Source organism: Pseudomonas sp. G3-19, assembly GCF_054855875.1.
The window spans coordinates 4,846,882-4,872,393 of sequence record NZ_JBMPIQ010000003.1 but is presented as its reverse complement, the minus strand read 5'-3'; the positions used below and the strand labels follow the sequence as shown (position 1 = coordinate 4,872,393).

Genomic DNA, 25,512 nt, shown 5'->3' with positions numbered 1-25,512 from the left:
CACAGAAAGACAAGAAAAAGGGATCACCCATGCTGAATAAACGCCACCTGCCATCGATCACCGCGTTGCAGTGCTTCGAGGCCGTGACCCGGCACCTGAGCTTCACCCGGGCCGCCGAAGAGCTGAACCTGACCCAGAGCGCTGTCAGCAAGCAAGTGGCGCAGCTTGAGGAATTGTTGCAGCACTTGTTGTTCCGTCGGGTGCGTCGTCGCTTGCAGATGACCCCGGCCGGGGATTTGTACCTGGTGGAAGTCCGAAAAATCCTCACCCAGGTGGAAATGTCCACGCATTACCTGCGCTCCTACGGCGGCGAGACCGAAGTCCTGCGCGTCTCTACACCCTCGACCTTCGGCGCGCGCTGGCTGGTACCGCGTCTGAAGGGCTGGCGTCTGCGCCATCCGTCGATCCATCTCGACTTGTGCAACGAACAGGAGGCCGACGATTTGCTGCAGGGGCGCAGCGATCTGGCGTTCTATTTCGGTCAGGGCTCACGCCCCGGCACCGAATGCCTGAAGCTGTTCGGCGAAGAGCTGGTGCCGGTCTGTGCGCCCGGCAGCCTGCCGGATCAGCCCTTCACCGACCCGACGCAACTGACCGATCTGGTGCTGCTGCAAAATGCCTCGCGCCCACAGGCCTGGCATGACTGGTTCGACAGTCAGGGTTACCACACCGAACACAGCTACCACGGCCCGCGTTTCGAAACCTTTTATATGTGCATCCGCGCCGCCCAGGTCGGCTGCGGTGTGGCGCTGCTGCCACGGTTTCTGGTGGAAGAGGAATTGGCCGACGGCAAACTGGTCATTCCATGGCAGCATGCAATGCCCAGTTCCGACGCCTATTACCTGGCCTACCCGGAGCATGCGGCGGAAGTGCCGAAGGTACGCGACTTTGTGAAGTGGATGCTGGAGCAGATTGATAGCCCGGACCTGACGCCGATATAGAGTTTTCAACAACCCTGTGGGAGCGGGCTTGCTCGCGAATGCGGTGCATCAGTCACATTTGAATTGACTGACCCACCGCATTCGCGAGCAAGCCCGCTCCCACAGGTGATCTCGACGCTCTTAAAAAATGCTGGCAATCCCCACCGCTGATATGCGCCACTAGCGTCATTGATTGATCCCGCGCATCCGCGCGGTGTACCTGGAGACCCCGTTTATGAGCGAGAGTGTGTTTGCCGATCGCATCGTGCAGAACCTGCTCGACACCGACTTCTACAAACTGACGATGATGCAGGCGGTGCTGCACAACTACCCCAACGTCGAAGTCGAATGGGAGTTTCGTTGCCGTAACAGTGAGGATCTGCGGCCGTATCTGGCCGAGATTCGTTACCAGATCGAGCGTCTGGCCGAACTGAGCCTGAGCGCCGACCAGTTGAGTTTTCTCGAGCGCATCACCTTCCTCAAGCCGGATTTCCTGCGCTTTCTCGGCCTGTTCCGCTTCAACCTGCGCTACCTGCACACCGGAATCGAGAACGGCGAACTGTTCATCCGTCTGCGCGGTCCGTGGCTGCACGTGATTCTCTACGAAGTACCGCTGCTGGCGATCGTCAGCGAAGTGCGCAACCGCTATCGCTACCGGGAAATCGAACTGGTACAGGCGCGCGAACAGCTGTATCGCAAGTTCGACTGGCTGAGCGCCAACGCCTCGGCCGACGAACTGGCGCAATTGCAGGTCGCCGACTTCGGCACCCGCCGACGCTTTTCGTATCGCGTGCAGGAAGAAGTGGTCAACGTGCTCAAGCACGATTTCCCCGGGCGCTTTGTCGGCACCAGCAACGTTCACCTGTCTCGCGAGCTGGACATGAAACCGCTGGGCACCATGGCCCATGAATGGATCATGGCCCACCAACAACTCGGCCCACGCTTGATCGACAGCCAGATCGCCGCCCTCGACTGCTGGGTGCGCGAATACCGTGGCCTGCTGGGGATTGCTCTCACCGATTGCATCACCACCGACGCCTTCCTCGGCGATTTCGACCTGTTCTTCGCCAAGCTCTTCGACGGTCTGCGCCACGATTCCGGGGATCCGGTGCAGTGGGGTGAAAAGTGCATCGCCCACTACCACAAGCTCGGCATCGACCCGATGAGCAAGACCCTGGTGTTCTCCGACAGCCTGACCCTGCCCAAGTCGCTGGAGATCTTCCGCGCGCTGCACGGGCGGATCAACGTCAGCTTTGGCATCGGCACCAACCTGACCTGTGACATTCCGGGTGTCGAACCGATGAGCATCGTGCTTAAAATGACCGCCTGCAACGGCCAGCCGGTGGCGAAGATCTCCGACGAGCCCGGCAAGACCCACTGCAAAGACCCGAATTTCGTCGCCTATTTGCGACATGTGTTCCAGGTTCCTGCCGATTCCAGTCTATCTAGCAAGGAGTGAATTCATGCAAGCCGTACAGCGTGAGATTGCTGAACAGCTCAAGGTGCAACCGCCATTCGCCGGGCATCAGGCCCTCGAAGCGGAAGTCGCCCGGCGCATCACCTTTATCCAGGATTGCCTGGTCAATTCCGGCCTCAAGACCCTGGTGTTGGGCATCAGCGGCGGCGTCGACTCGCTGACCGCCGGCCTGCTGGCCCAGCGCGCCATGCGTGAACTGCGCGAGCGCACCGGCGACGACGCCTACAAGTTGATTGCCGTGCGCCTGCCGTACGAAACCCAGTTCGACGAGCACGACGCCCAGGCGTCGGTGGACTTCATCGCTCCGGACGAACGCCACACGGTGAACATCGGCCCGGCGGTCAAATCCCTGGCCAAGGAAGTGGCGGCGTTCGAAGGCAAACATGCGGTGTCGGTGGATTTTGTGCTCGGCAACACCAAGGCGCGGATGCGCATGGTCGCCCAGTACACCATCGCCGGCGCCGCGCACGGTCTGGTGATCGGCACCGACCACGCGGCGGAAGCGGTGATGGGCTTCTTCACCAAGTTCGGTGACGGCGCCTGCGACCTGGCCCCGCTCAGCGGCCTGGTGAAAAACCAGGTCCGGGCGATTGCCCGCAGCTTCGGCGCACCGGAATCGCTGGTGGAAAAAGTGCCGACCGCGGATCTGGAAGACCTGTCGCCGGGCAAACCGGACGAAGCCTCCCACGGCGTGACCTACGCCGAGATCGACGCCTTCCTGCACGGCGAGCCGGTGCGTCAGGAAGCGTTCGACATCATCGTCAGCACCTACAACAAGACCCATCACAAGCGGGTCATGCCGTTCGCGCCTTGATCGGCGACCGAATGAAAAAGCCCGCTGAGGAGCGATCCTCAGCGGGCTTTTCTTTGGCCAGTTCACCTGTCGATGCTGATGGCCTCTTCGCGAGCAAGCCCGCTCCCACAGTGTCCCGGTTGTTCACAAAATGTGTGACCGACACAAACCCTGTGGGAGCGGGCTTGCTCGCGAAGAACGATAACGCGGTGAGCCTGCTTACTTCACAGCAATGGTGCCTTTCATCATCGAGATGTGGCCCGGGAAGGAGCAGAAGAAGCCGTAGTCAGTACCAGCGGTCAGCTTCGATACATCAATGGTCAGCGTGTCTTTCTCGCCGGCACCGATGATCTTGGTGTGAGCGATAACGCGCTCGTCACCGTCTTTCAGGTAGTTCTTGTCGATGCCAGCGGCCAGGCCGTCGGTGGCGATCGGCTGCATGTCAGCGGTTTTGCTGACCACCAGGTTATGGCCCATGACGTTCTTCGGCAGGCTGCCGGAGTGGGTCAGTTCGACGGTGAAGGTCTTGCAGCTCTTGTCGATCACGATCTCCTTGGTGTTGAAGGACATCTGGTCGGTGGAATCAACGGTGGTTTTGCACTCGGCAGCCATCAATTGGCTGCTGGCCAGCGCCAGCAGGGATACCGCAACAACTTTGGAAAACATGGTGAATCTCCAAGGCAGGGTTAACAAAAACACTAATGGTGGAAAGACTGCCTGAAATCTTCGCAAGTTCCTATGACTTGAGTCAAAAATTGTATACAACTTTCAGGCTATGACACTCATCGAAACAATCTACCGGCGATAATCCCGGGCCGGGCCTATGATCGGCGCATCTACTGAAACGGAGTACCGATCATGTTCTTTAACGGTCTGTTGTGCAGTTTGCTCGCCGCCTACGCCTGTGGCGCCAGCGGTACCTTTGAATCGCCAGAACGCGAAGCTTAGTCCTTGGATCAAGGCGTGCCAGCCATTACCCTGTGACGGATTGACCCAGGAGGAAGGCATGTCTCTCAAATCCGTTTGTGTATTTTGCGGTGCCAACGCCGGCACTGATCCAGCTTATACCGAAGCCGCCCAAGCCCTTGGCCGGGCTCTCGCCGAGCGCCAGCTGACGCTGGTTTACGGTGGGGGTGCCGTGGGCCTGATGGGCCTGGTGGCGGACGCCGCGCTGGCCGCTGGCGGCGAAGTGATCGGGATCATTCCGCAAAGCCTGATGGACAAGGAGATCGGTCACAAAAGCCTGACGCGCCTTGAAGTGGTCGATGGCATGCACGCGCGCAAGGCCCGCATGGCTGAACTGAGCGATGCGTTCATCGCGTTGCCCGGTGGCCTCGGCACGCTGGAAGAGCTGTTCGAAGTCTGGACCTGGGGCCAGCTCGGTTACCACGGCAAGCCGCTGGGGCTGCTTGAGGTGAACGGTTTTTACAGCAAACTCACCGCTTTTCTTGACCATATCGTCGGCGAAGGCTTCGTTCGCGCCCCACACCGTGACATGCTGCAAGTGAGCGAATCAGCACAAACGCTGCTCGACGCCCTGGATAACTGGAAGCCGACCGTCACGCCCAAGTGGGTCGACCAAAAACCCGGCTAACCGCCAGGCACCGATACAGGGCAGAATACGCGCCGCTCAACCTCACCTTCGACCCCAGAGGATCGCCCATGGCCAAACCCAATTACTCCTTCGCCAAACGTCAACGAGACCTGGAAAAGGAAAAGAAGAAAGAGGAAAAGCTTCAGCGCAAGAAACAACAGGCTGAAGAAGCGGCACTAAACCCTGACGGTGAAGTGGCGACTGACAACGATGATGAAGTTGTTGATGCACCGAAAGACCAGGCACCTGACGCCTGAGCTGATTGCTGATTCGCTCCCTGCGGGAGCGATCTGTGGTGAGGGGATTTATCCCCGATGGGTCGCGAAGCGGCCCCAAATTGTTTTGCGACTGCTTCGCAGCCGATCGGGGATAAATCCCCTCGCCACAAAAGCTCCCCACACTCGATTGTCTTCACTCCAATGGCATCACCGTGACCCGCACTTCCGGATCATGCGAACCGCCCCCCAGAATCACCCCCCGCAACGGCGACACATCGGAAAAATCCCGGCCCCAGGCCAGGGTGATGTGCTCCAGCGCCGGCTGCACGTTGTTGGTCGGATCGAAATCCACCCAGCCCAATACCGGACAGAACACCGACACCCAGGCATGCGACGCATCGGCGCCGATCAGCCGTGGCTGCCCCGGTGGCGGCTGGGTCAGCAGATAGCCACTGATGTAGCGCGCTGCCAGTCCTCGCGAGCGCACGCAAGCGAGCATCAGATGCGCGAAGTCCTGACACACGCCACGCCGGCGCTCGAGCACCTCGACCAGCGGCGTCGCCACTTGCGTGGCCTCGGCATCGAAGGTGAATTCGCTGAAAATTTTCTGCATCAAGGCCTGCACGCCCAGCAACAAGGGCCTGCCTGGAGGAAAACAGCTTTCGGAAAACTCGACGAAGCTGCGTTTCAAATGCACGTAGGGTGATTGAAACCGATAGCGACAAGCCTCCAGCATTTCGGCGGACAACGGCTGACTGCTGTAGGTCAGCGCGTTGCGCGTCTGCTCCCACGCCGGGGACAGACTGAAATCCGCCAGTGGCCGCGCCAGCACCTCAACCGTGAGCCGGGCGTTGACCTGCAACTCGTCATGCGGGCGCTCGAAGGCCAGTCGGGTCAGCGGATTGCCGAACACATCCAGTTCATCCCGCCGCGTGGTCGGGTCCGGGCTGATCAGCAATTGCTGCTCGGTGCAGCGTTGCCACGTGCACTCACGCGGCCACAGGTGCGCGAGTTGCTGTGCCAGCGAAACCGGGCTGTCGTAGTGGTAACAGGTGTCGTGAAAGATCTGGTAGTGCGCGCTCATCAGACGGACACCGTGCGCTGGCTGACATCATCGACATGGGCAAAGTGGCGCAGCGCCAGCCGATCGGACACCTGACCGCTGGCTTCGGCAATCTCTTGCAGCAAATCCGCCAGACCATCGAGCGCGGCACGCACGCTGTTTTCCCCGAACAGCGGGTTCTCCAGACAGCCCAGATCGAACCGAGCCAGACGCTCGACCAACTGCGGCAATCCGGCCTCGCGAGGCACGCCGAAATCATCGTTCAAGCGTTTCAAAGTGCGGGTCACCAGTTTTAACTGGAACAGCACCGCGTGCGGGTTCTGCTCATCCAGCAGCAACAGGTCGAGCACCGGAATCAACTGCGCCACCGCCAGATACCGCGAACGGTAGGTGATGCTGCTGTTGCCCAGTTCCAGCAGCCATTCCAGCCCCGCCTGATCGAACGCCCCGGCGCCGCGCAGAAATGCGGCCAGACTGCGGCTGAGAAACTGCAAGCGTTCGATCCGCCGACCGATCATCAGAAAGCGCCAGCCTTCGTCGCGGGTCATGTCGTCGAGCGCGAAACCCGAAAGCGCCGCCAGCGACATCACCAGCCGGTTGAGAAAATCCAGCAACTCGCCGAAGTCCGGCTCCTCGGTGTCCAGTTCCAGCGCCTCGCGTTGCAACTCGACCAAGGCCTGCCAGTTCTCCCGCGAGAGCTTGCCGCGCACCTGCGAGGCCGCCCATTGCAGGCGCTGCAGGTTGGAGCGCAGGCTGAACGACCAGTCCTCGCCGAGCAGCGCCGCCAGCAGCCGCTCCGGCAGCTCACCCTCCTCCGGCAGCAACATCAGACGCTCACCCAGCTCCACAGCGGCCTGCAACGCTTGCGGATCATCGCCATCGACATACCGCGCGAGCATGATCCGCAGCAGTCGCGCACTGTCGTCACAACGCTCGCAGTAACGACCGAACCAGAACAGGTTTTCCACTACCCGCGAGGGCAGATAAGGATCGCGGCGCACCAGATCGTGTACGCCGACGTTGCGCTGGGTTTTCCATTGTTCGCCACTCGGCGCACGCTCGCCCAGCACCCAAGTGTCCTTGCTCGCGCCACCGCGCTGCATCGACACCACTTCGGCATCGGCCTCGGCGGCGACCCGGGTCAGCCCACCGGGCAATACGCGATAGCCATCGCGACTGGCCACGGCGTACATGCGCATGCCGATGGCTCGCGGTTGCAACTGGCCGTCTTCGGCTTGCCAGATCGGCGCCTGCGACAACTGCGCCAGCTCTTGCGCGACATACGCGTACGGCCGCGCCTGCATCCGCTCGGCGAGTGCCTGGCGCTGTTGTTCACTCAGATCGCGGCCGAATACCGGGGCGAAGCTTTGTGAGGGGAACGCCGGTTTGATCAGCAGCTCCGGAAGCTTTTCCAGCGCCTGCGCCAATACCGGTGCCTCGCCGCACCACCAGGTGGCGATGGACGGCAGGAGCAGTTCCTCGCCGAACAGGTACTGATTGATCTTCGGCAGAAATCCAAGCAATCCCGGCGACTCCAGCACGCCGCTGCCCAACGCATTGGCCACCAGCACCCGGCCCTGACGCACCGCTTCCAGCAAGCCAGGCACCCCGAGTGCCGAGTCGGTGCGCAGCTCCAGCGGGTCGCAGAAGTCATCGTCGAGCCGGCGCATGATTGCGTGCACCCGGCGCAGACCACTGAGGGTTTTCAGGTACACCGTGGCATCGCGCACGGTGAGGTCGCCGCCCTCCACCAGCGGATAACCGAGCTGGCGTGCCAGATAAAGGTGTTCGAAGTAACTTTCGTTGAAGCGCCCTGGCGTGAGCAACACCACCAGCGGCGCGTCATCGGCACACGGCGCCTGACGCGCGAGGGTTTCCTGCAGGGTGCGGAAGAAGCCGGCCAGGTGCTGCACTTTCAGATCGCGGTACAACTCGGGAAACGCCCGCGAAACGATGGTGCGATTTTCCAGCGCATACCCCGCGCCCGACGGCGCCTGAGTACGATCCGCCGTGACCCACCAGCGCCCGTCCGGCGTGCGCGCCAGGTCCACGGCGTACAGATGCAGAAAGGCATCTTCCGGTGGCGCGATGCCCTGACAGGGCCAGAGAAAATTGTTGTGGCCGAACACCAGCTCCGCCGGTAACAACCCTTCGCTGATCAGCCGCTGCGGCCCGTACAGATCAGCCAGTACCGCGTTGAGCAGGCGTGCTCGCTGGGCAATCCCCGCCGACAGGTGCTGCCACTCATCAGCAGCGATCACGTGCGGCAGCAGGTCCAGCTCCCAGGGGCGGTCGGCGCCCTTGGGATCGGCATAGACGTTGTAGGTCACGCCGTTTTCCTGAATCTGCCGGGCCAGCAGCGCCTGCCGCTGCACCAGTTGCGCCGGGGTGCTGCGCTGCAATTGATCGAACAGCCGCCGCCAATGCGGGCGCACTTCCCCGCTGTCATTCAGCAGTTCGTGATAAGTGCCCGCGGTCAGCGGGTAGCGGTCTAGCAGGTCAGGCATGGAAAGCTCGGCAGACAGCAGGGAACGGTCAGACTAACGCAGGCACATGACGTGCGGATATACGAAAAATCCGCATGTCGTGCAGGACTTAGAAACGTCGCAAATCGAGCGTCATCGGCAACTCGTCGGAGATTGTCAGGTTCGGTATCGGAAGTTTCCCCGGCGTGTGTCCGATGCGGAAAAACCGCGCCATGCGCCGGCTCTCCGCTTCGTTGGCATTGACCGGTAACGTCTCGTAATTGCGCCCGCCCGGGTGCGCCACGTGGTACTGGCAACCGCCCAGTGAACGCTGCATCCAGGTGTCGAGCAGGTCGAACACCAGCGGCGCGTGCACCGGGATGGTCGGTTGCAGGCAGTTGGCCGGTTGCCAGGCCCGAAAGCGCACGCCGGCGACGAACTCACCGATGCGCCCGGTCGGTTGCAGCGGCAGCGGAATGCCGTTGCAGGTCAGCAGATAGCGCTGCGGCGGCAGGCCGCTGAGCTTGATCTGCAAACGCTCCAGCGACGAATCGACATAACGCACCGTGCCGCCGGCCGTACCCTCCTCGCCCAGCACATGCCAAGGTTCCAGCGCCTGGCGCAGCTCCATCTCGATGCCGCTGACCGCGTAATCGCCGACCTTGGGAAAACGGAACTCCAGATGCGCAGCGAACCACTCGGCGCGCAATGGATAACCGGCGTTGTTCAGTTCGACGATGACGTCGGCGAAATCCTGCTCGATAAAGTGCGGCAGCATGAAGCGGTCGTGCAGCTCGGTGCCCCAGCGCGCCAGTTTCGGCGGCGCGTAGGGCTCGCGCCAGAATCGCGCAACCAGCGCACGCAGCAACAACTGCTGAGCCAGGCTCATCCGCGCATGCGGCGGCATTTCGAAGGCGCGCAGCTCCAGCAGGCCAAGGCGCCCGGTAGCGCCATCCGGCGAATACAGTTTGTCGATGCAGAACTCGGCGCGGTGAGTGTTGCCGGTGACGTCGATCAGCAAATTGCGCAGCAGTCGATCCACCAGCCACGGCGCGCACGCTTCGCCCGGTTCAGGCATCTGCGCGAAGGCGATTTCCAGTTCGTACAGGGCGTCGTTGCGCGCTTCATCGACCCGCGGCGCCTGCGAGGTCGGGCCGATGAACAGACCGGAAAACAGGTAGGACAGTGACGGATGGTTGTGCCAGTAGCTGATCAGGCTACGCAGCAGGTCCGGGCGGCGCAGGAATGGTGAGTCTGCCGGGGTCGCGCCACCGAGGACGAAATGGTTGCCGCCGCCGGTGCCGGTATGGCGCCCGTCGATCATGAATTTTTCGGTGGTCAGGCGGGTTTGCCGCGCCTGTTCATAGAGAAACTCGGTGCGTTCGACCAGTTCGTCCCAAGTCGCGGACGGCTGCACGTTGACCTCGATCACGCCCGGATCCGGGGTGATGCGGAAGTTGCTCAGGCGCGGATCGCTCGGCGGCTCGTAACCTTCCAGCAGCACCGGGCAATGCAGCTCTTCGGCGGTGGCTTCGATGGCCGCCACCAGTTCCAGATAGTCCTCGACCCGCTCCAGCGGCGGCATGAACAGATACAGACGCCCTTCGCGCGCTTCGGCACAGAAGGCGGTGCGGGTCAGCCAGTCGGCGGACTCGTCAATTTTCGGCGCGCGTTCGGCGGCCGTGGCGGGTTCGGCATGACTGTTGAGCTGCGCGGTGTTCGGCAGCTCGGGGAAGTCCTGATTCGGATCGTTGGGATGAATGAACGGATACTCGGCGGCCTTCACCCACGGCTGCGAGCCGAGTGGCAAGCGATAACCCAGCGGCGAATCCCCCGGTACCAGTCGGCAATGCTCGTCGCGCAGATACCAGCGCCCGCTCTGCCATTGATCACCCTTGCCGGTGCGGGCCAGCGGCAGCACCTGGCCGATCACTTTATCCAGGCCCTGCGCGAAAACCTTGCGCAGACGCGCACGCTCCAGCGGTTCTTCAAGACGCGAGTCTTCAGCGCTGACGTTGCTCGGCAATGCGCCCTCACGCCAGAGGTAATAAAAATTGTCTTCGTAGGCTGGAAACACGAAACGAGCAGGCAGTTTCAGGCGTTCGGCAACACTCGCAAGAAAGCGTCCCGCCAGTTCGCCATCGGCGCCGTAGTCCTGCTGCTCATCGGCGATCAGCGCGCTGTTTTGCCAGATCGGCACGCCATCGCGGCGCCAGTAGCAGTTGAGCGACCAGCGCGGCAATTGCTCGCCCGGGTACCACTTGCCCTGACCGAAATGCACCAGACCTTTCGGCGCATAGTGCTGGCGCATGCGCTGGAACAGTTCGGCGGAGAGGCGGCGCTTGTCCGGGCCCAGCGCGGCGGTGTTCCACTCGGCGCCATCGGGGTCGTCGATGGAGACGAAGGTCGGCTCGCCGCCCATGGTCAGGCGCACATCGCCTTCCAGCAAGTCGGCATCGATCTGCCGGCCCAGCGCCTGAATCGCCAGCCACTGCTCATCGGTATAGGGCTTGGTCACCCGTGGTGCTTCCCAGATCCGCTCCACCGACATTTCGTGGCTGAACTGGCATTCGCACGGTTCGACCAGGCCACTGATCGGCGCCGCCGAGGACGGATCGGGACTGCAGGCCAGCGGGATATGCCCTTCACCGGCGAACAACCCGGACGTAGCATCCAGACCGATCCAGCCAGCGCCCGGCAAGTACACCTCGCACCAGGCGTGCAGGTCGGTGAAGTCCACTTCGGTGCCGGACGGGCCGTCGAGACTCTTCACGTCGGCGGTCAGTTGAATCAGATAACCGGAAACGAACCGCGCGGCCAGCCCGAGGTTGCGCAGCAGTTGCACCAGCAGCCACGCCGAGTCGCGGCAGGAGCCGGACGCATGTTCGAGGGTGTGTTCCGGGGTCTGCACGCCCGGTTCCATGCGGATCAGGTAGCGGATGTCTTCGCTGAGGCGCTGGTTGAGCATCACCAGGAAATCCACAGCAGGCAGCGGCGTACGGTCGATCCCGTCCAGATAGGCTTTGAATGCCGGGGTCAGCGGCAAGGTTTCGAGGTACGGCGCCAGCTCTTTGCGCTCATCGGCCGCGTAAGTGAAGGGGATTTTCTCGGCGTAGGGTTCGAGGAAGAAGTCGAACGGGTTGAACACCGCCATCTCGGCCAGCAGATCGACTTCGATGCGCAACTCGTCGGTTTTCTCGGGGAACACCAGACGCGCGAGGTAGTTGCCCTGCGGGTCTTGCTGCCAGTTGATGAAATGCTGCTCGGGCGAGACCTTCAGCGCATACGAAAGAATCCGCGTGCGGCTGTGGGCGGCCGGACGCAGGCGTACGATCTGCGGGCCGAGTTCGACAGCGCGGTCGTAGCGGTAATGCGTGACGTGATGCAATGCGACATGAATCGACACGGCGTGCCTCCTGCGAGCCTAAGCGTATTCGAAAGCGCGCAAGACTTATGCCATGCAGAGGCTTGGGCGCTTTCCCGGAATGCTCAGGGCAGTACAGCACCAAAATCGGGCGATGCGGGGAAATGGATTGAGGAAGTTGCGCCTAAATGTGGCGGCAGTGGTAGATGCGGCGCCTAAGATGACGCCTTCGCGAGCAAGCCCGCTCCCACAGGAGACCGCATTCCAACTGTGGGAGCGGGCTTGCTCGGCGAAGGGGCCAGTCGATTCAGCGCATTTCCTGAAACCTGAAATGCAAAACGCCAACCCGAAGGTTGGCGTTCTGTTGAAACAAAAAGCGATTTAGCGCGGTACGACGGGCTTGCGAGCCGGTTTCGGCCCCTTGCCCTTGGCCGCTTCCTTGCGCTCCTTGGCCGCCTGCTGGTTGCGGGCGAATGCCGCAGCCTTGGCCTGTTCACGCTTGTCCCAAGGATTGCCACCGTCGCTGGCACGCGGCGGCAGGCCGTTGTGCTGGGTGAGAATCTTGGTGGTCTTCTCTTTCGCGACCTTGTGGCTGCCGGCCGGCGTCGAGTTCTTGCGACGGGCGCTCTGGTAGCTGTCGGTAGCCGGTTGATGCAGCGGAATCAACTGATCCTTGCCCGGACCGATCAGATCACCACGGCCCATGCGAATCAACGCTTCGCGCAGCATCGGCCAGCCTTTCGGGTCGTGATAACGCAAGAACGCCTTGTGCAGGCGGCGCTGCTCTTCGCTCTTGACGATGGTCACGCCGTCGCTCTTGTAGGTGACCTTGCGCAGCGGGTTCTTGCCCGAGTGGTACATCGCGGTTGCGGTGGCCATCGGCGACGGATAGAACGCCTGCACCTGGTCGGCACGGAAGCCGTTGCCCTTGAGCCACAGCGCCAGGTTCATCATGTCTTCGTCGGTGGTGCCCGGGTGCGCGGCGATGAAGTACGGGATCAGGTACTGCTCTTTGCCTGCTTCCTTGGTGTACTTCTCGAACATGCGCTTGAACTTGTCATAGCTGCCAATGCCCGGTTTCATCATCTGGTTGAGCGGACCTTCCTCGGTGTGCTCCGGGGCGATCTTCAGGTAGCCACCGACGTGGTGGGTCACCAGTTCTTTGACGTACTCCGGCGACTCGACCGCGAGGTCGTAACGCAGGCCGGAGGCGATCAGGATCTTCTTCACACCCGGCAAGGCACGGGCGCTGCGGTACAGCTGAATCAGCGACGAGTGGTCGGTGTTCAGGTTCGGGCAGATGCCTGGGAATACGCAGGACGGCTTGCGGCACGCGGATTCGATTTCCGGGCTCTTGCAGGCGATGCGGTACATGTTCGCGGTCGGGCCGCCGAGGTCGGAGATGACACCGGTGAAGCCCGGGACCTTGTCGCGGATCTCTTCGATTTCGCGAATGATCGACTCTTCGGAACGGTTCTGGATGATCCGGCCTTCGTGCTCGGTGATCGAGCAGAAGGTGCAGCCGCCGAAGCAGCCACGCATGATGTTCACCGAGAAACGGATCATGTCGTAGGCCGGAATCTTCTCCTTGCCGTACGCCGGGTGCGGAACCCGTGCGTAAGGCATGCCGAACACGTAGTCCATTTCTTCAGTGGTCATCGGAATCGGCGGCGGGTTGAACCAGACGTCGATCTCGCCATGTTTCTGCACCAGCGCACGGGCGTTGCCCGGGTTGGTTTCAAGGTGCAGCACGCGGTTGGCGTGGGCGTACAGGACCGGGTCGTTACGCACCTTTTCCATCGACGGCAGGCGGATCACGGTCTTGTCGCGAGTCATGCGCGGGCTGGCCAGGATCTGTACGACCTTGGCTTCCTCGGGATCATCCACCGGGCCCTTCTCTTGCTCGATGGCGCAAGCCTGGGTGTCCTGGGTGTTGACGTACGGGTTGATGATCTTGTCGACCTTGCCCGGACGGTCGATACGCGTGGAGTCGACTTCGTACCAGCCCTGCGGCGTGTCACGACGGATGAACGCGGTGCCGCGCACGTCGGTGATGTCTTCGATCTTGTGCCCGTAGGACAGACGCTGGGCCACTTCGACGATGGCGCGCTCGGCGTTGCCGTACAGCAGAATGTCGGCGCTGGCGTCGATCAGGATCGAGTTGCGCACGCGATCCTGCCAGTAGTCGTAGTGGGCGATGCGACGCAGGGAAGCTTCGATGCCGCCGAGGACGATCGGCACATGCTTGTAGGCTTCCTTGCAGCGCTGGCTGTAAACCAGGCTCGCGCGATCCGGACGTTTGCCCGCCATGCCACCCGGGGTGTAGGCGTCGTCGGAACGGATTTTCTTGTCCGCGGTGTAGCGGTTGATCATCGAGTCCATGTTGCCGGCCGCGACGCCGAAGAACAAGTTCGGCTCGCCGAGCTTCATGAAGTCGTCTTTGGATTGCCAGTTCGGCTGGGCAATGATCCCGACGCGGAAGCCTTGGGACTCCAGCAGCCGGCCGATGATCGCCATGCCGAACGACGGGTGATCGACGTAGGCATCACCGGTGACGATGATGATGTCGCAGGAATCCCAGCCGAGCTGATCCATCTCCTCCCTGCTCATCGGCAGGAATGGCGCTGGCCCGAAACATTCGGCCCAGTACTTCGGATAGTCAAATAACGGCTTGGCTGCTTGCATGTCGATAACCGGTGTTGGCTTTCATTGAATTTCGCGGGCGCGGAATATAGCACAAATTTTGACCAATTCCGACGGCTGTGGTCGGAAATTGCGCCACGCCCATTCGCGAGCAAGCCCGCTCCCACATTTGAATGCATTCCAGGTGTGGGAGCGGGCTTGCTCGCGAAAGCGTCAGCTCAAACGATGAAGAATTTACTCATCGTCGTCGAAGTTGTAACTGCCCGGCGCGAGGTTTTCGAAGCGGGTGTACTTACCGATAAAGGCCAGGCGGATAAAGCCGATCGGGCCGTTCCGCTGCTTGCCGATGATGATTTCGGCGATGCCCTTGTGTTCGGTTTCCGGGTGATACACCTCGTCCCGGTACACGAACATGATGACGTCGGCGTCCTGCTCGATCGCTCCGGATTCCCGCAAGTCGGAGTTCACCGGACGCTTGTTGGGACGTTGTTCCAGGGAACGGTTGAGCTGCGACAGCGCCACCACCGGGCAGTTGAATTCCTTGGCCAGGGCTTTCAGGGATCGCGAAATCTCGGAAATCTCGTTGGTCCGGTTGTCACCGCTGGAGCCGGGAATCTGCATCAGCTGCAGGTAGTCGATCATGATCAGGCCGACGTCGCCGTGCTCGCGCACCAGACGCCGGGTCCGCGCGCGCATTTCCGACGGGCTGATGCCGGCGGTGTCATCGATGAACAGCTTGCGGTCGTTGAGCAGGTTGACCGCCGAGGTCAGGCGCGGCCAATCGTCGTCTTCCAGTTGGCCGGAACGCACCTTGGTCTGGTCGATACGACCGAGGGACGAGAGCATACGCATGATCAACGATTCACCTGGCATCTCGAGGGAGTACACCAGCACCGCCTTGTCGCTGCGCAGTACGGCGTTTTCCACCAGGTTCATCGCGAAGGTGGTTTTACCCATCGACGGACGGCCGGCGACGATGATCAGGTCGGACGGCTGCAGGCCACTGGTCTTCTCGTCGAGGTCGGTATATCCGGTGGACAGACCGGTAATCGCGTCGGCAGTGTTGAACAGGGTGTCGATGCGATCGATGGCCTTGGTCAACAGTTCGTTGACCCCCACCGGGCCGCCGGTCTTCGGCCGCGCCTCAGCGATCTGGAAGATCTGCCGTTCGGCTTCGTCGAGGATCTCTTCGGCTGTACGGCCTTCAGGGTTGAAGGCGGCGTCGGCAATTTCGGTGCTGATACCGATCAGCTGGCGCAACGTCGCGCGCTGGCGAACGATCTGCGCATAGGCTTTGATGTTGGCGACGGACGGCGTGTTTTTCGCCAGTTCGCCGAGGTAACCGAGGCCGCCGACCTGGGACGTCTGACCTTCCTTGTCCAGTTGCTCGGCAAGTGTCACGACGTCGATCGGCATGTTCTGATCGGCCAATTTGGCGATCGCACGGAAGATCAGACGGTGGTCATGTCGGTAGAAATCGCCGTCGGAGACTTGATCGAGCACGCGTTCCCAGGCGTTGTTGTCCAGCATCAGACCACCGAGTACGGCCTGTTCGGCCTCGATGGAATGCGGCGGCACCTTCAGGGCAGCGGTTTGCAGATCGTATTGCTCGGGAGCGGTGATTTCGTTCATGGCCACTTGGAGTCAGGTTTGAAAACGGGAGTACCAGAAAGACAAAGGGCACGACCTGTAAACAGGATCGTGCCCGATGTTACCGGCAAGCACCCGAGGGTGCCAGCCGACAAGTATTGCTTAAGCTGCTACCACGACAACGCGTACGGTGGCTTCAACTTCGGCGTGCAGGTGCACAGCCACGTCGAATTCACCCACGTTGCGGATGGTGCCGTTCGGCAGACGAACTTCGCTCTTCTGCACTTCAACGCCGGAAGCGGTCAGTGCGTCAGCGATGTCGTGAGTACCGATCGAACCGAACAGCTTGCCTTCGTCGCCAGCGGTGGCAGTGATGGTCACTTCCAGCTCGGCCAGTTGGGCAGCACGGCTTTCAGCCGATGCTTTACGGTCTGCGGCGGCTTTTTCCAGCTCGGCACGACGCTCTTCGAACGCAGCCAGGTTGGCAGCGGTCGCAGCGGTAGCCTTGCCGAAAGGCAGCAGGTAGTTACGGCCGTAACCGGCCTTAACGTTTACTTTGTCGCCCAGGTTGCCCAGGTTGGCGATTTTTTCCAGAAGGATCAGTTGCATGTGGAAATCCTCTTAACTTTTAACCTTCACCGTTCGCGTTATCGGTGTCTTTCGACACGTGACGACCGCGAAAATCAATCAGGCTGTCGACAATGGCCAGAACCACGAGCAACGGATAGAGCAGCTGCATGAACAACAGCAGCGTGACGTACAACCCCACCAGCCAGAAACCGGCCAGTCGCTTCTGCCCGACCAGCCCGTGAATCAGGGCGAGTCCGGCGAACACCAGCGGTACACTGCACAACGGCGTCAACATGGCCATCTGTGCACCGAGATTCGGGCCCAGAAGCATCAACGCCAGCAGCAACATCGCCGGCCCCAGCGGGATCCGGATGGCGCGAAACTCGCGACCAAAACCACCCGGGTTGTACAACAACGCCTGCCAATGCCGCCCGACAATCAGGCTCAGCACGCTGACGATCTGCAACAGAGCCGCAATCAGTCCGGTCAGGACTGGTGCAATCAGGGACGCGAAGCGCGCTTGCTCATCGACCGACAATTGCTTGTAGGTTTCACCAAGAAGCGCCGGCATGACCTTTATCAAGGCCTGCGCGAGCATCTCGATCTGGGCCGCAAACGCTGCCCCGAGCACCACTGAAAACACCACTCCAATCACTACGCTGACCAGCAGCGTGCGAACCCAGGACTCGCTTGCGCGCAACACCAACGCAAGCCCCGAAGACCCCAGCAGCACCAGAAGTGCCCGTGGATCATCGGCATACAGCCACCAGACCAAAGCCGGCAGCAGCCCCAGGGACAGAACGCCAATGGCGTCCGTCAGTCCGCGCCGCAGAAGCACCAGGCTCCCGGCGGCAGCACCCAACCAATACAACAACGGCAATGTTGCACATCCGGCCACCACGAGAGTGGCCTGCATACGGCCTCGCATGATGAACTCAGCTAAGGCACGCATGCATTCAATCCTTTGCTACTTGTCGACTGCCCGGTCTCAGCGGCCGTGGCTGTCGGTGTAGGCCAGCAGGGCCAGGAAGCGGGCGCGCTTGATAGCGGTGGCCAGCTGACGCTGATAACGAGCTTTGGTACCGGTGATGCGGCTTGGAACGATTTTGCCGGTCTCGGATACGTAGGCTTTCAGAGTGTTGAGATCTTTGTAATCGATCTCTTTCACGTCTTCAGCGGTGAAGCGGCAGAATTTACGACGACGGAAGAAACGTGCCATTTGATAGGCTCCTTAAAAGGTCCGTGGATTACTCGTCAGCGTTATCGCTGTTGTCGCTGTCATCACCCTCAACGCCATCAGCGTCGGAGTGCTCAGGACGGTCGCGACGCTCACGGCGCTCACTGCGGTTTTCTTCAGCCTTGAGCATCTCGGACTGGCCGGTAACGGCTTCGTCGCGACGGATGACCAGGTTACGGATCACAGCATCGTTGTAGCGGAAGTTGTCTTCCAGCTCGGCCAGGGCCTTGCCAGTGCACTCAACGTTCAGCATCACGTAGTGAGCCTTGTGAACATTGTTGATTGCGTAGGCCAGTTGACGACGGCCCCAGTCTTCCAGACGGTGGATTTTGCCGCCGTCTTCTTCGATCAGCTTGGTGTAACGCTCAACCATGCCGCCGACTTGCTCGCTCTGGTCAGGGTGGACCAGAAAGATGATTTCGTAATGACGCATGAATGCTCCTTACGGGTTGTAGCCTGCCGCTCAAAAACGGTCAGACAAGGAGTGAATGACACTTATGGACTTGCTGGCGCGGGGCACATGCGTGCCTGCCGTCACAGCAAGGGGCGCAATTGTAGAGAAGGGACTGCGGAGGTGCAAGGCAATTGGTGATTATTTGAACAACCACCATTTCTTTGCCTTCGCACAAAACACTGTGGGAGCGGGCTTGCTCGCGAATGCGTTTCATCAGGCAACATTATTGTTGTCTGACACACCGCTTTCGCGAGCAAGCCCGCTCCCACAGTTTGTTTGCGTACAGCCTTAATTCTTGGCTGCAGCCTTGGCCTTGGCGCCGCGTTGACGCTGTGCTTCGAACAGACACACACCGGTGGCCACGGACACGTTGAGGCTGCTGACGCTGCCGGCCATCGGCAGGTTCACCAGATAGTCGCAGTGCTCGCGAGTCAGGCGACGCATGCCTTTGCCTTCGGCGCCCATGATCAGGATGGTCGGGCCGGTCAGGTCCTGGTCATAAATGCTGACCTCGGCCTCACCCGCCGTGCCGACCACCCACAGACCGCGCTGCTGAAGCTTTTCCAGAGTGCGCGCGAGGTTGGTCACCGCCACCAGCGGAATCACTTCCGCCGCGCCGCAGGCCACTTTACGCACCACCGGCGTCAGGGTTGCCGACTTGTCCTTGGGCACGATCACCGCCAGCGCGCCGGCAGCATCCGCCGAACGCAGGCAGGCGCCGAGGTTGTGCGGGTCGGTCACGCCGTCGAGCACCAGCAACAGCGGTGCGCCTTCGGTACGGTCGAGCAGCTCATCGAGCATCGCCTCGCCCCAGACCTGGCTCGGACTGACGTCCGCCACCACGCCCTGGTGCACGCCTTCAACCCAGGCGTCCATTTCGCGGCGCTCGGCCTGACCGATCTGCACACGATTTTCGTTGGCCAGTTCGATCAGGGTCTGCACGCGCGGATCGTTGCGGCTTTCGGCCAGCCAGATCTGCTTGACGCGTTTCGGGTGGTGACGCAACAACGCTTCTACCGCGTGAACGCCGTAGATTTTTTCCAACTGACTCATGACTTCGCCTTCGGTTTACGCGACCCGCCACTTTTGGCTGGAGCCGAACCCGCTTTTGGCGGGCCTTTACGGTGTTTGCTCGGTTTGGCTGGCTTGCCGCCGACGGCCTTCTCAGGCGCCGACCGTCCGGTCTTTCCCCCAGACGCCGCTTTACCACCGCTTTTGGCTTCGGCCAGCAAGGCCTTCTTCAATTCACGGCTTTTGCGCAGCTCGGCATTTTTCGCCACGGCATCGCTCGGGCGATAGGCCTCGACAGCTTTTTCCTTGGCCGGACGACGGCTAGCGGTTTTGGCCGGAGCCTTGTCTTCCACAGCCTTGCTCGCAGGCGCTGCGGTATCGGCGCCACGTTTCTTGCGACCAATCGGTGCGCTGATGGTTTTTTCGGCCATCTCGAAGTCGATCTTGCGCTCGTCGAGATCGACGCGCATCACGCGCACTTCAACGGTATCGCCGAGACGGAAGCTGCGACCGGTGCGCTCGCCCGCCAGGCGGTGATGCACAGGGTCGAAGTGGTAGTAATCGCCTGGCAGCGCGGTGACGTGCACCAAGCCTTCGACGTAGATATCGGTCAGCTCGACGAACAGACCAAAACCGGTCACGGCGGTGATCACCCCCGGGAACGATTCGCCCACGCGATCTTTCATGAACTCGCACTTGAGCCAGTTCACCACATCGCGGGTGGCTTCGTCGGCACGGCGCTCGCTCATCGAGCACTGCTCGCCGAGTTGCTCCAGCGCCGCTTCGTCGTACGGATAGATGCGCGCCTTCGGAATGGTCATCGCCCCGGCACGACGAACGTGCGGAGTGTCCTGTTTCGAATGGATCACGCTGCGGATGGCGCGGTGCGTGAGCAGGTCCGGGTAACGACGGATCGGCGAGGTGAAGTGGGTATAGGCTTCGTAATTCAGGCCGAAGTGGCCTTCGTTCTGGGCGCTGTACACCGCCTGGCTCAGGGAGCGCAGCATCACGGTCTGGATCAGATGGAAATCCGGACGGTCCTTGATGCTCGCCAACAGGGCCTGATAGTCCTTTGGCGACGGGCCATCCTTGCCTTTGTGCAGGGACAGGCCGAGCTCGCCGAGGAACGCGCGCAGTTTTTCCAGACGCTCCGGTGGCGGGCCGTCGTGGACACGGTACAGCGCGGGGATTTCGTGCTTCTTGAGGAATTCGGCGGTGGCCACGTTGGCCGCCAGCATGCATTCCTCGATCAGCTTGTGCGCATCGTTACGGGTGGTCGGACGGATTTCGGCAATTTTGCGCTCGGAACCGAAGATGATCCGGGTTTCCTGGGTTTCGAAATCGATCGCGCCACGCACGTGACGGGCAGCCAGCAACACTTTGTACAGCGCATAGAGCTGCTTGAGGTGCGGCACCACGTCGGTGTATTCGCCGCGAAGCTTGCGCGCTTCGGTGGCTTTCGGGGTTTCCAGCATCGCGCTGACCTTGTTGTAGGTCAGACGGGCGTGGGAATGGATCACCGCTTCATAGAAGCAGTAGTCGGTCATTTCGCCGGACTTGGAGATGGTCATCTCGCAAACCATGGCCAGACGATCGACGTGCGGGTTCAGCGAGCACAGGCCGTTGGACAGCTGTTCAGGCAGCATCGGCACCACGCGCTCGGGGAAATACACCGAGTTGCCGCGTACCTGGGCTTCGTTGTCCAGCGCCGAACCGATCTTCACGTAGCTGGAAACGTCGGCAATCGCCACGTACAACTTCCAGCCGCCGGAGAACAGGCGCAACTTGCCCGGTTTGGCTTCGCAGTAGACCGCGTCGTCGAAGTCGCGGGCATCTTCGCCGTCGATGGTGACGAACGGCAGATGGCGCAGGTCGACACGCTTCTCTTTGTCTTTTTCTTCGACTTCCGGCTTGAGCTTGGCGGCTTCTTTGAGTACCGCTTCAGGCCAGACATGCGGAATGTCGTAGGTACGCAGCGCGACATCGATTTCCATGCCCGGCGCCATGTAGTTGCCGACCACTTCGACCACATCGCCTTGCGGCTGGAAGCGCGGCGTCGGCCAGTGGGTGATTTTCACCTCGACGAACTGACCGATCTGCGCGTTGGCGTTGCGGCCTGGCGTAACCAGCACTTCCTGCTGGATCTTCGGATTGTCGGCAACGACAAAACCGATACCGCCCTCTTCGAAGTAGCGACCGACGATCGTTTCGTGGGCACGGGACACCACTTCGACGATCACGCCTTCACGGCGGCCACGACGGTCGAGACCGGAAACACGGGCCAGCGCACGATCGCCATCGAACACCAGACGCATCTGCGCCGGGCTCATGAACAGGTCATCGCTACCGTCGTCCGGCACCAGGAAGCCGAAACCGTCGCGGTGACCGCTGATGCGGCCGAGGATCAGGTCGAGCTTGTCCACCGGCGCATAGGTGCCACGGCGGGTGTAGATCAATTGAGCGTCGCGCTCCATGGCGCGCAGGCGGCGGCGCAGGGCTTCGATCTGGTCTTCTGTGGTCAGACCAAACTCTTCGACCAGTTGCTCGCGGGCAGCAGGCGAACCCCGATCGGCGAGATGCGCCAGGATCAGTTCGCGGCTGGGAATAGGGTTTTCATATTTTTCCGCTTCACGAGCGGCCTCGGGATCGAGGGACTGCCAATCGGCCATTAGAGAGTTTTCACCTTGTCTATATGCGGGTTAGTTTGGCATAGGCGCCATCAAACGGGAAATTTCCGACTATATAAGGCCCTTCTGGAGCCTTGTATCGACGCCTGAAAGCCCTTTTGAACACCGCTGGTAAAAAAAATCATTTTTTTTGCTGACAGGGGTTTACAGTTAAAAAGGCGCTCCGTATAGTGCGCGCCATCGACGACGTACATACGTTGACGAGATGCCCAGGTGGTGAAATTGGTAGACACGCCAGCTTCAGGTGCTGGTGACCTTACGGTCGTGGAAGTTCGAGTCTTCTCCTGGGCACCAATTTCGAGTTTGAGACTAGATCAGTTTCAAGACTCACACAAAACCCGCGAAAGCGGGTTTTTTGCATTCTAAGGAACGGGTTTGTTAAAACTGATTAATTAAAATTAAATCAGGGGTTTACAGATCAAAAAGCGCTCCGTATAGTGCGCCACATCAACAGCGGCAACGCTCGCGATGAATGCCCAGATGGTGAAATTGGTAGACACGCCAGCTTCAGGTGCTGGTGACCTTACGGTCGTGGAAGTTCGAGTCTTCTTCTGGGCACCAATTCAAACTCAAGGTTACGACGTTGAGTTTCCCAAAAACCCGCGAAAGCGGGTTTTTGCGTTTCTGGCGTTTGAAAACCTGCAGCTCCCTCGCCACACATGATCACCAGATCATGCTCTAGCAAACCTCCGCCCTCGTCGCAAGGCGCACTTGAGAAACAATATCGTTTATCATTGTTGCAAGTTTTTGCAATGCGACAGTGAGGAACCCTGCGAATGATGTTTCGAAATACCCTGCGCCGCGGCTTGACCTTCACCCTGCTCGGCCTGGCACTCGCCACTCCCCTCACCCAGGCAGCCGATGCGGTTTCCCTGACGCTCTACAACGGTCAACACAAGGAAGTCGGCGATGCGATCGCCAAGGCTTTCGAGGCCAAGACCGGCATTCACGTCAACGTACGCAAGGGCAGCAGCAACCAGCTCGCCAGCCAGGTCATCGAAGAAGGCGACCGTTCCCCCGCCGACGTGATTTACACCGAAGAATCTCCTCCGCTGAACAACCTCGGCGAGCAAGGCCTGCTGGCCAAGACTGACGACGCCACGCTGGCCGTGCTGCCCAAGCAATACGTAGCCGGCAACGGCACCTGGATCGGTGTCACCGCGCGGGTTCGCGTGGTTGCCTACAACCCGAAACTGGTCGATGAGAAAGACCTGCCGAAGTCGGTGATGGAATTCTCCGATCCGAAATGGCAAGGCAAAGTCGGTTTCGTACCAACCAGCGGCGCATTCCAGGAACAAGCCGTGGCGATCATCAAGATGCACGGTCGCGACGCCGCCGAAGAATGGCTGACCGGCCTGCGCGCTTTCGGCAAGACCTACAGCAACAACATGGTCGCCCTCAAAGCTGTGGAAAACGGCGAAGTCGCCACCGTACTGGTGAACAACTATTACTGGTTCGCCCTGCAGCGCGAGAAAGGCAAACTCGACTCGAAACTGCATTACTTCACCGGCGGCGACGTCGGCGGACTGATCACTGTATCCAGCGCTGCCGTGCTGAAATCCAGCAAACATCCAAAAGAAGCCCAGCAATTCCTTGCCTACATGGCCAGTGAGGAAGGCCAGCGCGTGATCACTCAGACCACCGCCGAATATCCGCTGCACAAAGGCATGGAATCGGATCGCGGACTCAAGCCGTTCAGCGAATTAGAAGCCCCGAACGTGACCCCGGCCGATCTGGGCAACGCCGAAGAAGCGCTGGAGCTGGAACGTGAAGTTGGCCTGAACTGATGGCCACATCGTTATCCGCCCCCGCCGCGCGCGGGGGTTATGTGCCACGACGCAAGCGGCCGTCGATCTGGTTGGTGCTGCCGGTTTTATTGCTGGTGGTCATGAGCCTGTTGCCTCTGGCCTATGTCGGCCTGAAAGCCTGGCAGGCCGGTTGGGCCGAAGCGCTGCACCTGTTGTGGCGCCCTTACGTATTCGGTCTGCTGCGCAACACCTTGGCGTTGATGGTCGGCGTAACGCTGACTTGCGGCGTGATCGGCCTGTCACTGGCGTGGCTGCTGGAGCGCAGCAATCTGCCGGGACGACGCCTGTGGGGGGTGATTCTGTGCCTGCCATTTGCGGTGCCGGCGTTTGTCAGCAGCTTCACCTGGGTGTCGTTGAGCGCGCAGTTCGAAGGCCTCGGCGGGGCGATTCTGGTGATGAGCCTGTCGAAGTATCCGCTGATCTTTCTGCCGGTCGCGGCGACCCTGCGCAACCTCGATCCGTCCCTTGAAGAGTCGGCTCGCACCTTGGGACAGAATCGCTGGGGCGTGTTTTTCCGCGTCACCCTGCCGCTGCTCTGGCCGTCGCTGCTGGCTGGCTCGCTGCTGATTGCCCTGCACATGCTGGTCGAGTTCGGCGCGCTGTCGATCATCGGCCTGCAAACCTTCACCACCGCCATCTACCAGCAATTCGAACTGGAATTCAGCAACGCCAATGCGGCGATGCTTTCGGCGGTGCTGCTCACGCTGTGTCTGATGCTGCTGTGGCTGGAGCTGCGGGTGCGCGGTAAAGGGCGCCATGTGCGCACCGGCCAGGGTGCAGCGCGTCGAGCCGAGCAAGTGCGGTTGGGACCGTGGGCGGTTGCCGGTCAGTTCTATTGCCTGTTGCTGGCGATTGTCGGTAGCGGGATTCCGCTGGGAATGCTCGCGTACTGGCTGGCGGTGGGCTCATCGGCAGCGTTCCCGGTCGCGGCGATCACCGAAGCCCTGCTGTCTTCGCTGGCCTTGTCGCTGGGTGGCGCAGCGCTGTGCCTGCTGCTGGCGGTGCCGGTCGGGCTGCTGGTGGTGCGTTACAAGGGCCAACTGGCGATCTGGGCCGAACGCTTGCCGTATCTGCTCCACGCCTTGCCGGGCCTGGTAATCGCGCTGACGCTGGTGTATTTCGCCCTGCACTACGTGCCGGCGCTGTACCAGACCTCGGCATTGCTGCTGATCGCTTATGCGCTGCTGTTCCTGCCATTGGCACAGGCGCCGATCCGCACGGCACTGAACAAGGCTGCGCCGCAGCTGGAGGAAGCGGCACGCACGTTGGGGGCATCGTCATTCACCGCGTTTTGCCGGGTGACCCTGCCGATCATCTTCCCGGCACTGGGTGCGGCGTTTGCGCTGGTGTTTCTGGATGCGATGAAGGAATTGACGGCGACGCTGCTGCTCAGTCCGACCGGGCTGAACACGCTGGCGACCGAGGTCTGGGCGCATACGGCAAATGTCGAGTTCGCGGCGGCGGCGCCTTATGCGGCGTTGTTGATTGTGGTGTCGGGGTTGCCGGTGTATCTGCTGACGACGCGGATGTATCTGAGCCGCTGAAATCGCCTTCGCGAGCAAGCCCGCTCCCACAGTTTGACCGAGTCCCACCAGAGGAATGCGATCGAATGCGGGAG

At 61.0% G+C, this 25,512-nt stretch carries 19 protein-coding genes and 2 tRNA genes; 9 read left to right on the top strand and 12 right to left on the bottom strand.

The window, feature by feature from the left end:
• Positions 1–29: 29 nt before the first annotated feature.
• The 3 genes from ACOYXI_RS22235 to nadE all read left to right on the top strand — a co-directional run bounded on the left by ACOYXI_RS22235 (position 30) and on the right by nadE (position 3,211).
• Entirely contained in the window at positions 30–941 is a 912-nt protein-coding gene (locus ACOYXI_RS22235; protein WP_098966954.1) for a LysR family transcriptional regulator, read from the top strand.
• Positions 942–1,155: 214 nt separating this feature from the next.
• Entirely contained in the window at positions 1,156–2,379 is a 1,224-nt protein-coding gene (gene pncB / locus ACOYXI_RS22230) for a nicotinate phosphoribosyltransferase (RefSeq protein WP_003221154.1), read from the top strand.
• Between the two features lie 4 nt (positions 2,380–2,383).
• On the top strand, positions 2,384–3,211 hold the full coding sequence (nadE, locus tag ACOYXI_RS22225) for an ammonia-dependent NAD(+) synthetase (protein ID WP_461675301.1): 828 nt from the start codon (positions 2,384–2,386) through the stop codon (positions 3,209–3,211).
• A 198-nt stretch (positions 3,212–3,409) separates the two neighbouring features.
• On the opposite strand, the gene azu is transcribed toward nadE, so the two are convergent.
• Positions 3,410–3,856: an azurin gene (gene azu / locus ACOYXI_RS22220; protein WP_098966950.1), complete on the bottom strand. Its 447-nt coding sequence runs from the start codon at positions 3,854–3,856 to the stop codon at positions 3,410–3,412.
• 340 nt (positions 3,857–4,196) lie between these two features.
• Between azu and ACOYXI_RS22215 the strand changes: the two genes are divergently transcribed.
• On the top strand, positions 4,197–4,784 hold the full coding sequence (locus ACOYXI_RS22215; RefSeq protein WP_003221147.1) for an LOG family protein: 588 nt from the start codon (positions 4,197–4,199) through the stop codon (positions 4,782–4,784).
• 68 nt (positions 4,785–4,852) lie between these two features.
• Complete coding sequence (locus ACOYXI_RS22210) at positions 4,853–5,041, top strand: hypothetical protein (RefSeq protein WP_097089877.1); 189 nt, start codon at positions 4,853–4,855, stop codon at positions 5,039–5,041.
• A gap of 154 nt (positions 5,042–5,195) precedes the next feature.
• On the opposite strand, the gene ACOYXI_RS22205 is transcribed toward ACOYXI_RS22210, so the two are convergent.
• From ACOYXI_RS22205 to rnr, 11 genes are all read right to left on the bottom strand, one after another.
• Positions 5,196–6,086, bottom strand: a complete 891-nt coding sequence (locus tag ACOYXI_RS22205) for a transglutaminase family protein (protein ID WP_098966948.1) — start codon at positions 6,084–6,086, stop codon at positions 5,196–5,198.
• Positions 6,086–8,572, bottom strand: a complete 2,487-nt coding sequence (locus ACOYXI_RS22200) for a circularly permuted type 2 ATP-grasp protein (protein ID WP_461675300.1) — start codon at positions 8,570–8,572, stop codon at positions 6,086–6,088. The genes ACOYXI_RS22205 and ACOYXI_RS22200 overlap by 1 nt, the downstream gene beginning before the upstream one ends.
• A gap of 88 nt (positions 8,573–8,660) precedes the next feature.
• Positions 8,661–11,936, bottom strand: coding sequence for a transglutaminase family protein (locus ACOYXI_RS22195; RefSeq protein WP_282413218.1), 3,276 nt, complete (start codon positions 11,934–11,936; stop codon positions 8,661–8,663).
• A gap of 339 nt (positions 11,937–12,275) precedes the next feature.
• A complete protein-coding gene (locus ACOYXI_RS22190) occupies positions 12,276–14,579 on the bottom strand; it encodes a YgiQ family radical SAM protein (protein ID WP_007967456.1) in 2,304 nt (767 codons plus the stop codon).
• Between the two features lie 192 nt (positions 14,580–14,771).
• Complete coding sequence (dnaB, locus tag ACOYXI_RS22185) at positions 14,772–16,169, bottom strand: replicative DNA helicase (RefSeq protein ID WP_047600693.1); 1,398 nt, start codon at positions 16,167–16,169, stop codon at positions 14,772–14,774.
• A gap of 120 nt (positions 16,170–16,289) precedes the next feature.
• The gene (gene rplI, locus ACOYXI_RS22180) at positions 16,290–16,736 is read right to left on the bottom strand and encodes a 50S ribosomal protein L9 (protein ID WP_003221136.1); all 447 of its coding nucleotides are present in this window, start codon (positions 16,734–16,736) and stop codon (positions 16,290–16,292) included.
• 19 nt (positions 16,737–16,755) lie between these two features.
• Positions 16,756–17,649 (bottom strand): hypothetical protein, encoded by an 894-nt coding sequence (locus ACOYXI_RS22175; protein ID WP_210556700.1) that lies wholly within the window; start codon positions 17,647–17,649, stop codon positions 16,756–16,758.
• Between the two features lie 36 nt (positions 17,650–17,685).
• A complete protein-coding gene (gene rpsR, locus ACOYXI_RS22170) occupies positions 17,686–17,916 on the bottom strand; it encodes a 30S ribosomal protein S18 (protein WP_002551829.1) in 231 nt (76 codons plus the stop codon).
• 28 nt (positions 17,917–17,944) lie between these two features.
• A complete protein-coding gene (rpsF, locus tag ACOYXI_RS22165) occupies positions 17,945–18,367 on the bottom strand; it encodes a 30S ribosomal protein S6 (RefSeq protein WP_003221133.1) in 423 nt (140 codons plus the stop codon).
• A 309-nt stretch (positions 18,368–18,676) separates the two neighbouring features.
• Positions 18,677–19,441, bottom strand: a complete 765-nt coding sequence (gene rlmB, locus ACOYXI_RS22160) for a 23S rRNA (guanosine(2251)-2'-O)-methyltransferase RlmB (protein WP_135294838.1) — start codon at positions 19,439–19,441, stop codon at positions 18,677–18,679.
• Positions 19,438–22,068, bottom strand: a complete 2,631-nt coding sequence (rnr, locus tag ACOYXI_RS22155; RefSeq protein ID WP_027611420.1) for a ribonuclease R — start codon at positions 22,066–22,068, stop codon at positions 19,438–19,440. The genes rlmB and rnr overlap by 4 nt, the downstream gene beginning before the upstream one ends.
• A gap of 225 nt (positions 22,069–22,293) precedes the next feature.
• Here rnr and ACOYXI_RS22150 point away from each other — a divergent pair.
• The 4 genes from ACOYXI_RS22150 to ACOYXI_RS22135 all read left to right on the top strand — a co-directional run bounded on the left by ACOYXI_RS22150 (position 22,294) and on the right by ACOYXI_RS22135 (position 25,438).
• A tRNA-Leu gene (locus ACOYXI_RS22150) sits at positions 22,294–22,380 on the top strand.
• Positions 22,381–22,560: 180 nt separating this feature from the next.
• Positions 22,561–22,647, top strand: a tRNA-Leu gene (locus ACOYXI_RS22145).
• A 215-nt stretch (positions 22,648–22,862) separates the two neighbouring features.
• A complete protein-coding gene (locus ACOYXI_RS22140) occupies positions 22,863–23,873 on the top strand; it encodes an extracellular solute-binding protein (RefSeq protein ID WP_098966939.1) in 1,011 nt (336 codons plus the stop codon).
• The gene (locus tag ACOYXI_RS22135) at positions 23,873–25,438 is read left to right on the top strand and encodes an ABC transporter permease (protein ID WP_282412715.1); all 1,566 of its coding nucleotides are present in this window, start codon (positions 23,873–23,875) and stop codon (positions 25,436–25,438) included. Before ACOYXI_RS22140 ends, ACOYXI_RS22135 begins: the two co-directional genes overlap by 1 nt.
• Positions 25,439–25,512: the final 74 nt, after the last annotated feature.

What these genes read in the sequence shown, in the direction of transcription:
- ACOYXI_RS22235 (WP_098966954.1), top strand. Translation starts at nt 30, where the DNA reads ATGCTGAATAAACGCCACCTGCCATCGATCACCGCGTTGCAGTGCTTC.
- pncB (WP_003221154.1), top strand. Translation starts at nt 1,156, where the DNA reads ATGAGCGAGAGTGTGTTTGCCGATCGCATCGTGCAGAACCTGCTCGAC.
- nadE (WP_461675301.1), top strand. Translation starts at nt 2,384, where the DNA reads ATGCAAGCCGTACAGCGTGAGATTGCTGAACAGCTCAAGGTGCAACCG.
- azu (WP_098966950.1), bottom strand. Translation starts at nt 3,856, where the DNA reads ATGTTTTCCAAAGTTGTTGCGGTATCCCTGCTGGCGCTGGCCAGCAGC.
- ACOYXI_RS22215 (WP_003221147.1), top strand. Translation starts at nt 4,197, where the DNA reads ATGTCTCTCAAATCCGTTTGTGTATTTTGCGGTGCCAACGCCGGCACT.
- ACOYXI_RS22210 (WP_097089877.1), top strand. Translation starts at nt 4,853, where the DNA reads ATGGCCAAACCCAATTACTCCTTCGCCAAACGTCAACGAGACCTGGAA.
- ACOYXI_RS22205 (WP_098966948.1), bottom strand. Translation starts at nt 6,086, where the DNA reads ATGAGCGCGCACTACCAGATCTTTCACGACACCTGTTACCACTACGAC.
- ACOYXI_RS22200 (WP_461675300.1), bottom strand. Translation starts at nt 8,572, where the DNA reads ATGCCTGACCTGCTAGACCGCTACCCGCTGACCGCGGGCACTTATCAC.
- ACOYXI_RS22190 (WP_007967456.1), bottom strand. Translation starts at nt 14,579, where the DNA reads ATGCAAGCAGCCAAGCCGTTATTTGACTATCCGAAGTACTGGGCCGAA.
- dnaB (WP_047600693.1), bottom strand. Translation starts at nt 16,169, where the DNA reads ATGAACGAAATCACCGCTCCCGAGCAATACGATCTGCAAACCGCTGCC.
- rplI (WP_003221136.1), bottom strand. Translation starts at nt 16,736, where the DNA reads ATGCAACTGATCCTTCTGGAAAAAATCGCCAACCTGGGCAACCTGGGC.
- ACOYXI_RS22175 (WP_210556700.1), bottom strand. Translation starts at nt 17,649, where the DNA reads ATGCGTGCCTTAGCTGAGTTCATCATGCGAGGCCGTATGCAGGCCACT.
- rpsR (WP_002551829.1), bottom strand. Translation starts at nt 17,916, where the DNA reads ATGGCACGTTTCTTCCGTCGTCGTAAATTCTGCCGCTTCACCGCTGAA.
- rpsF (WP_003221133.1), bottom strand. Translation starts at nt 18,367, where the DNA reads ATGCGTCATTACGAAATCATCTTTCTGGTCCACCCTGACCAGAGCGAG.
- rlmB (WP_135294838.1), bottom strand. Translation starts at nt 19,441, where the DNA reads ATGAGTCAGTTGGAAAAAATCTACGGCGTTCACGCGGTAGAAGCGTTG.
- rnr (WP_027611420.1), bottom strand. Translation starts at nt 22,068, where the DNA reads ATGGCCGATTGGCAGTCCCTCGATCCCGAGGCCGCTCGTGAAGCGGAA.
- ACOYXI_RS22140 (WP_098966939.1), top strand. Translation starts at nt 22,863, where the DNA reads ATGATGTTTCGAAATACCCTGCGCCGCGGCTTGACCTTCACCCTGCTC.
- ACOYXI_RS22135 (WP_282412715.1), top strand. Translation starts at nt 23,873, where the DNA reads ATGGCCACATCGTTATCCGCCCCCGCCGCGCGCGGGGGTTATGTGCCA.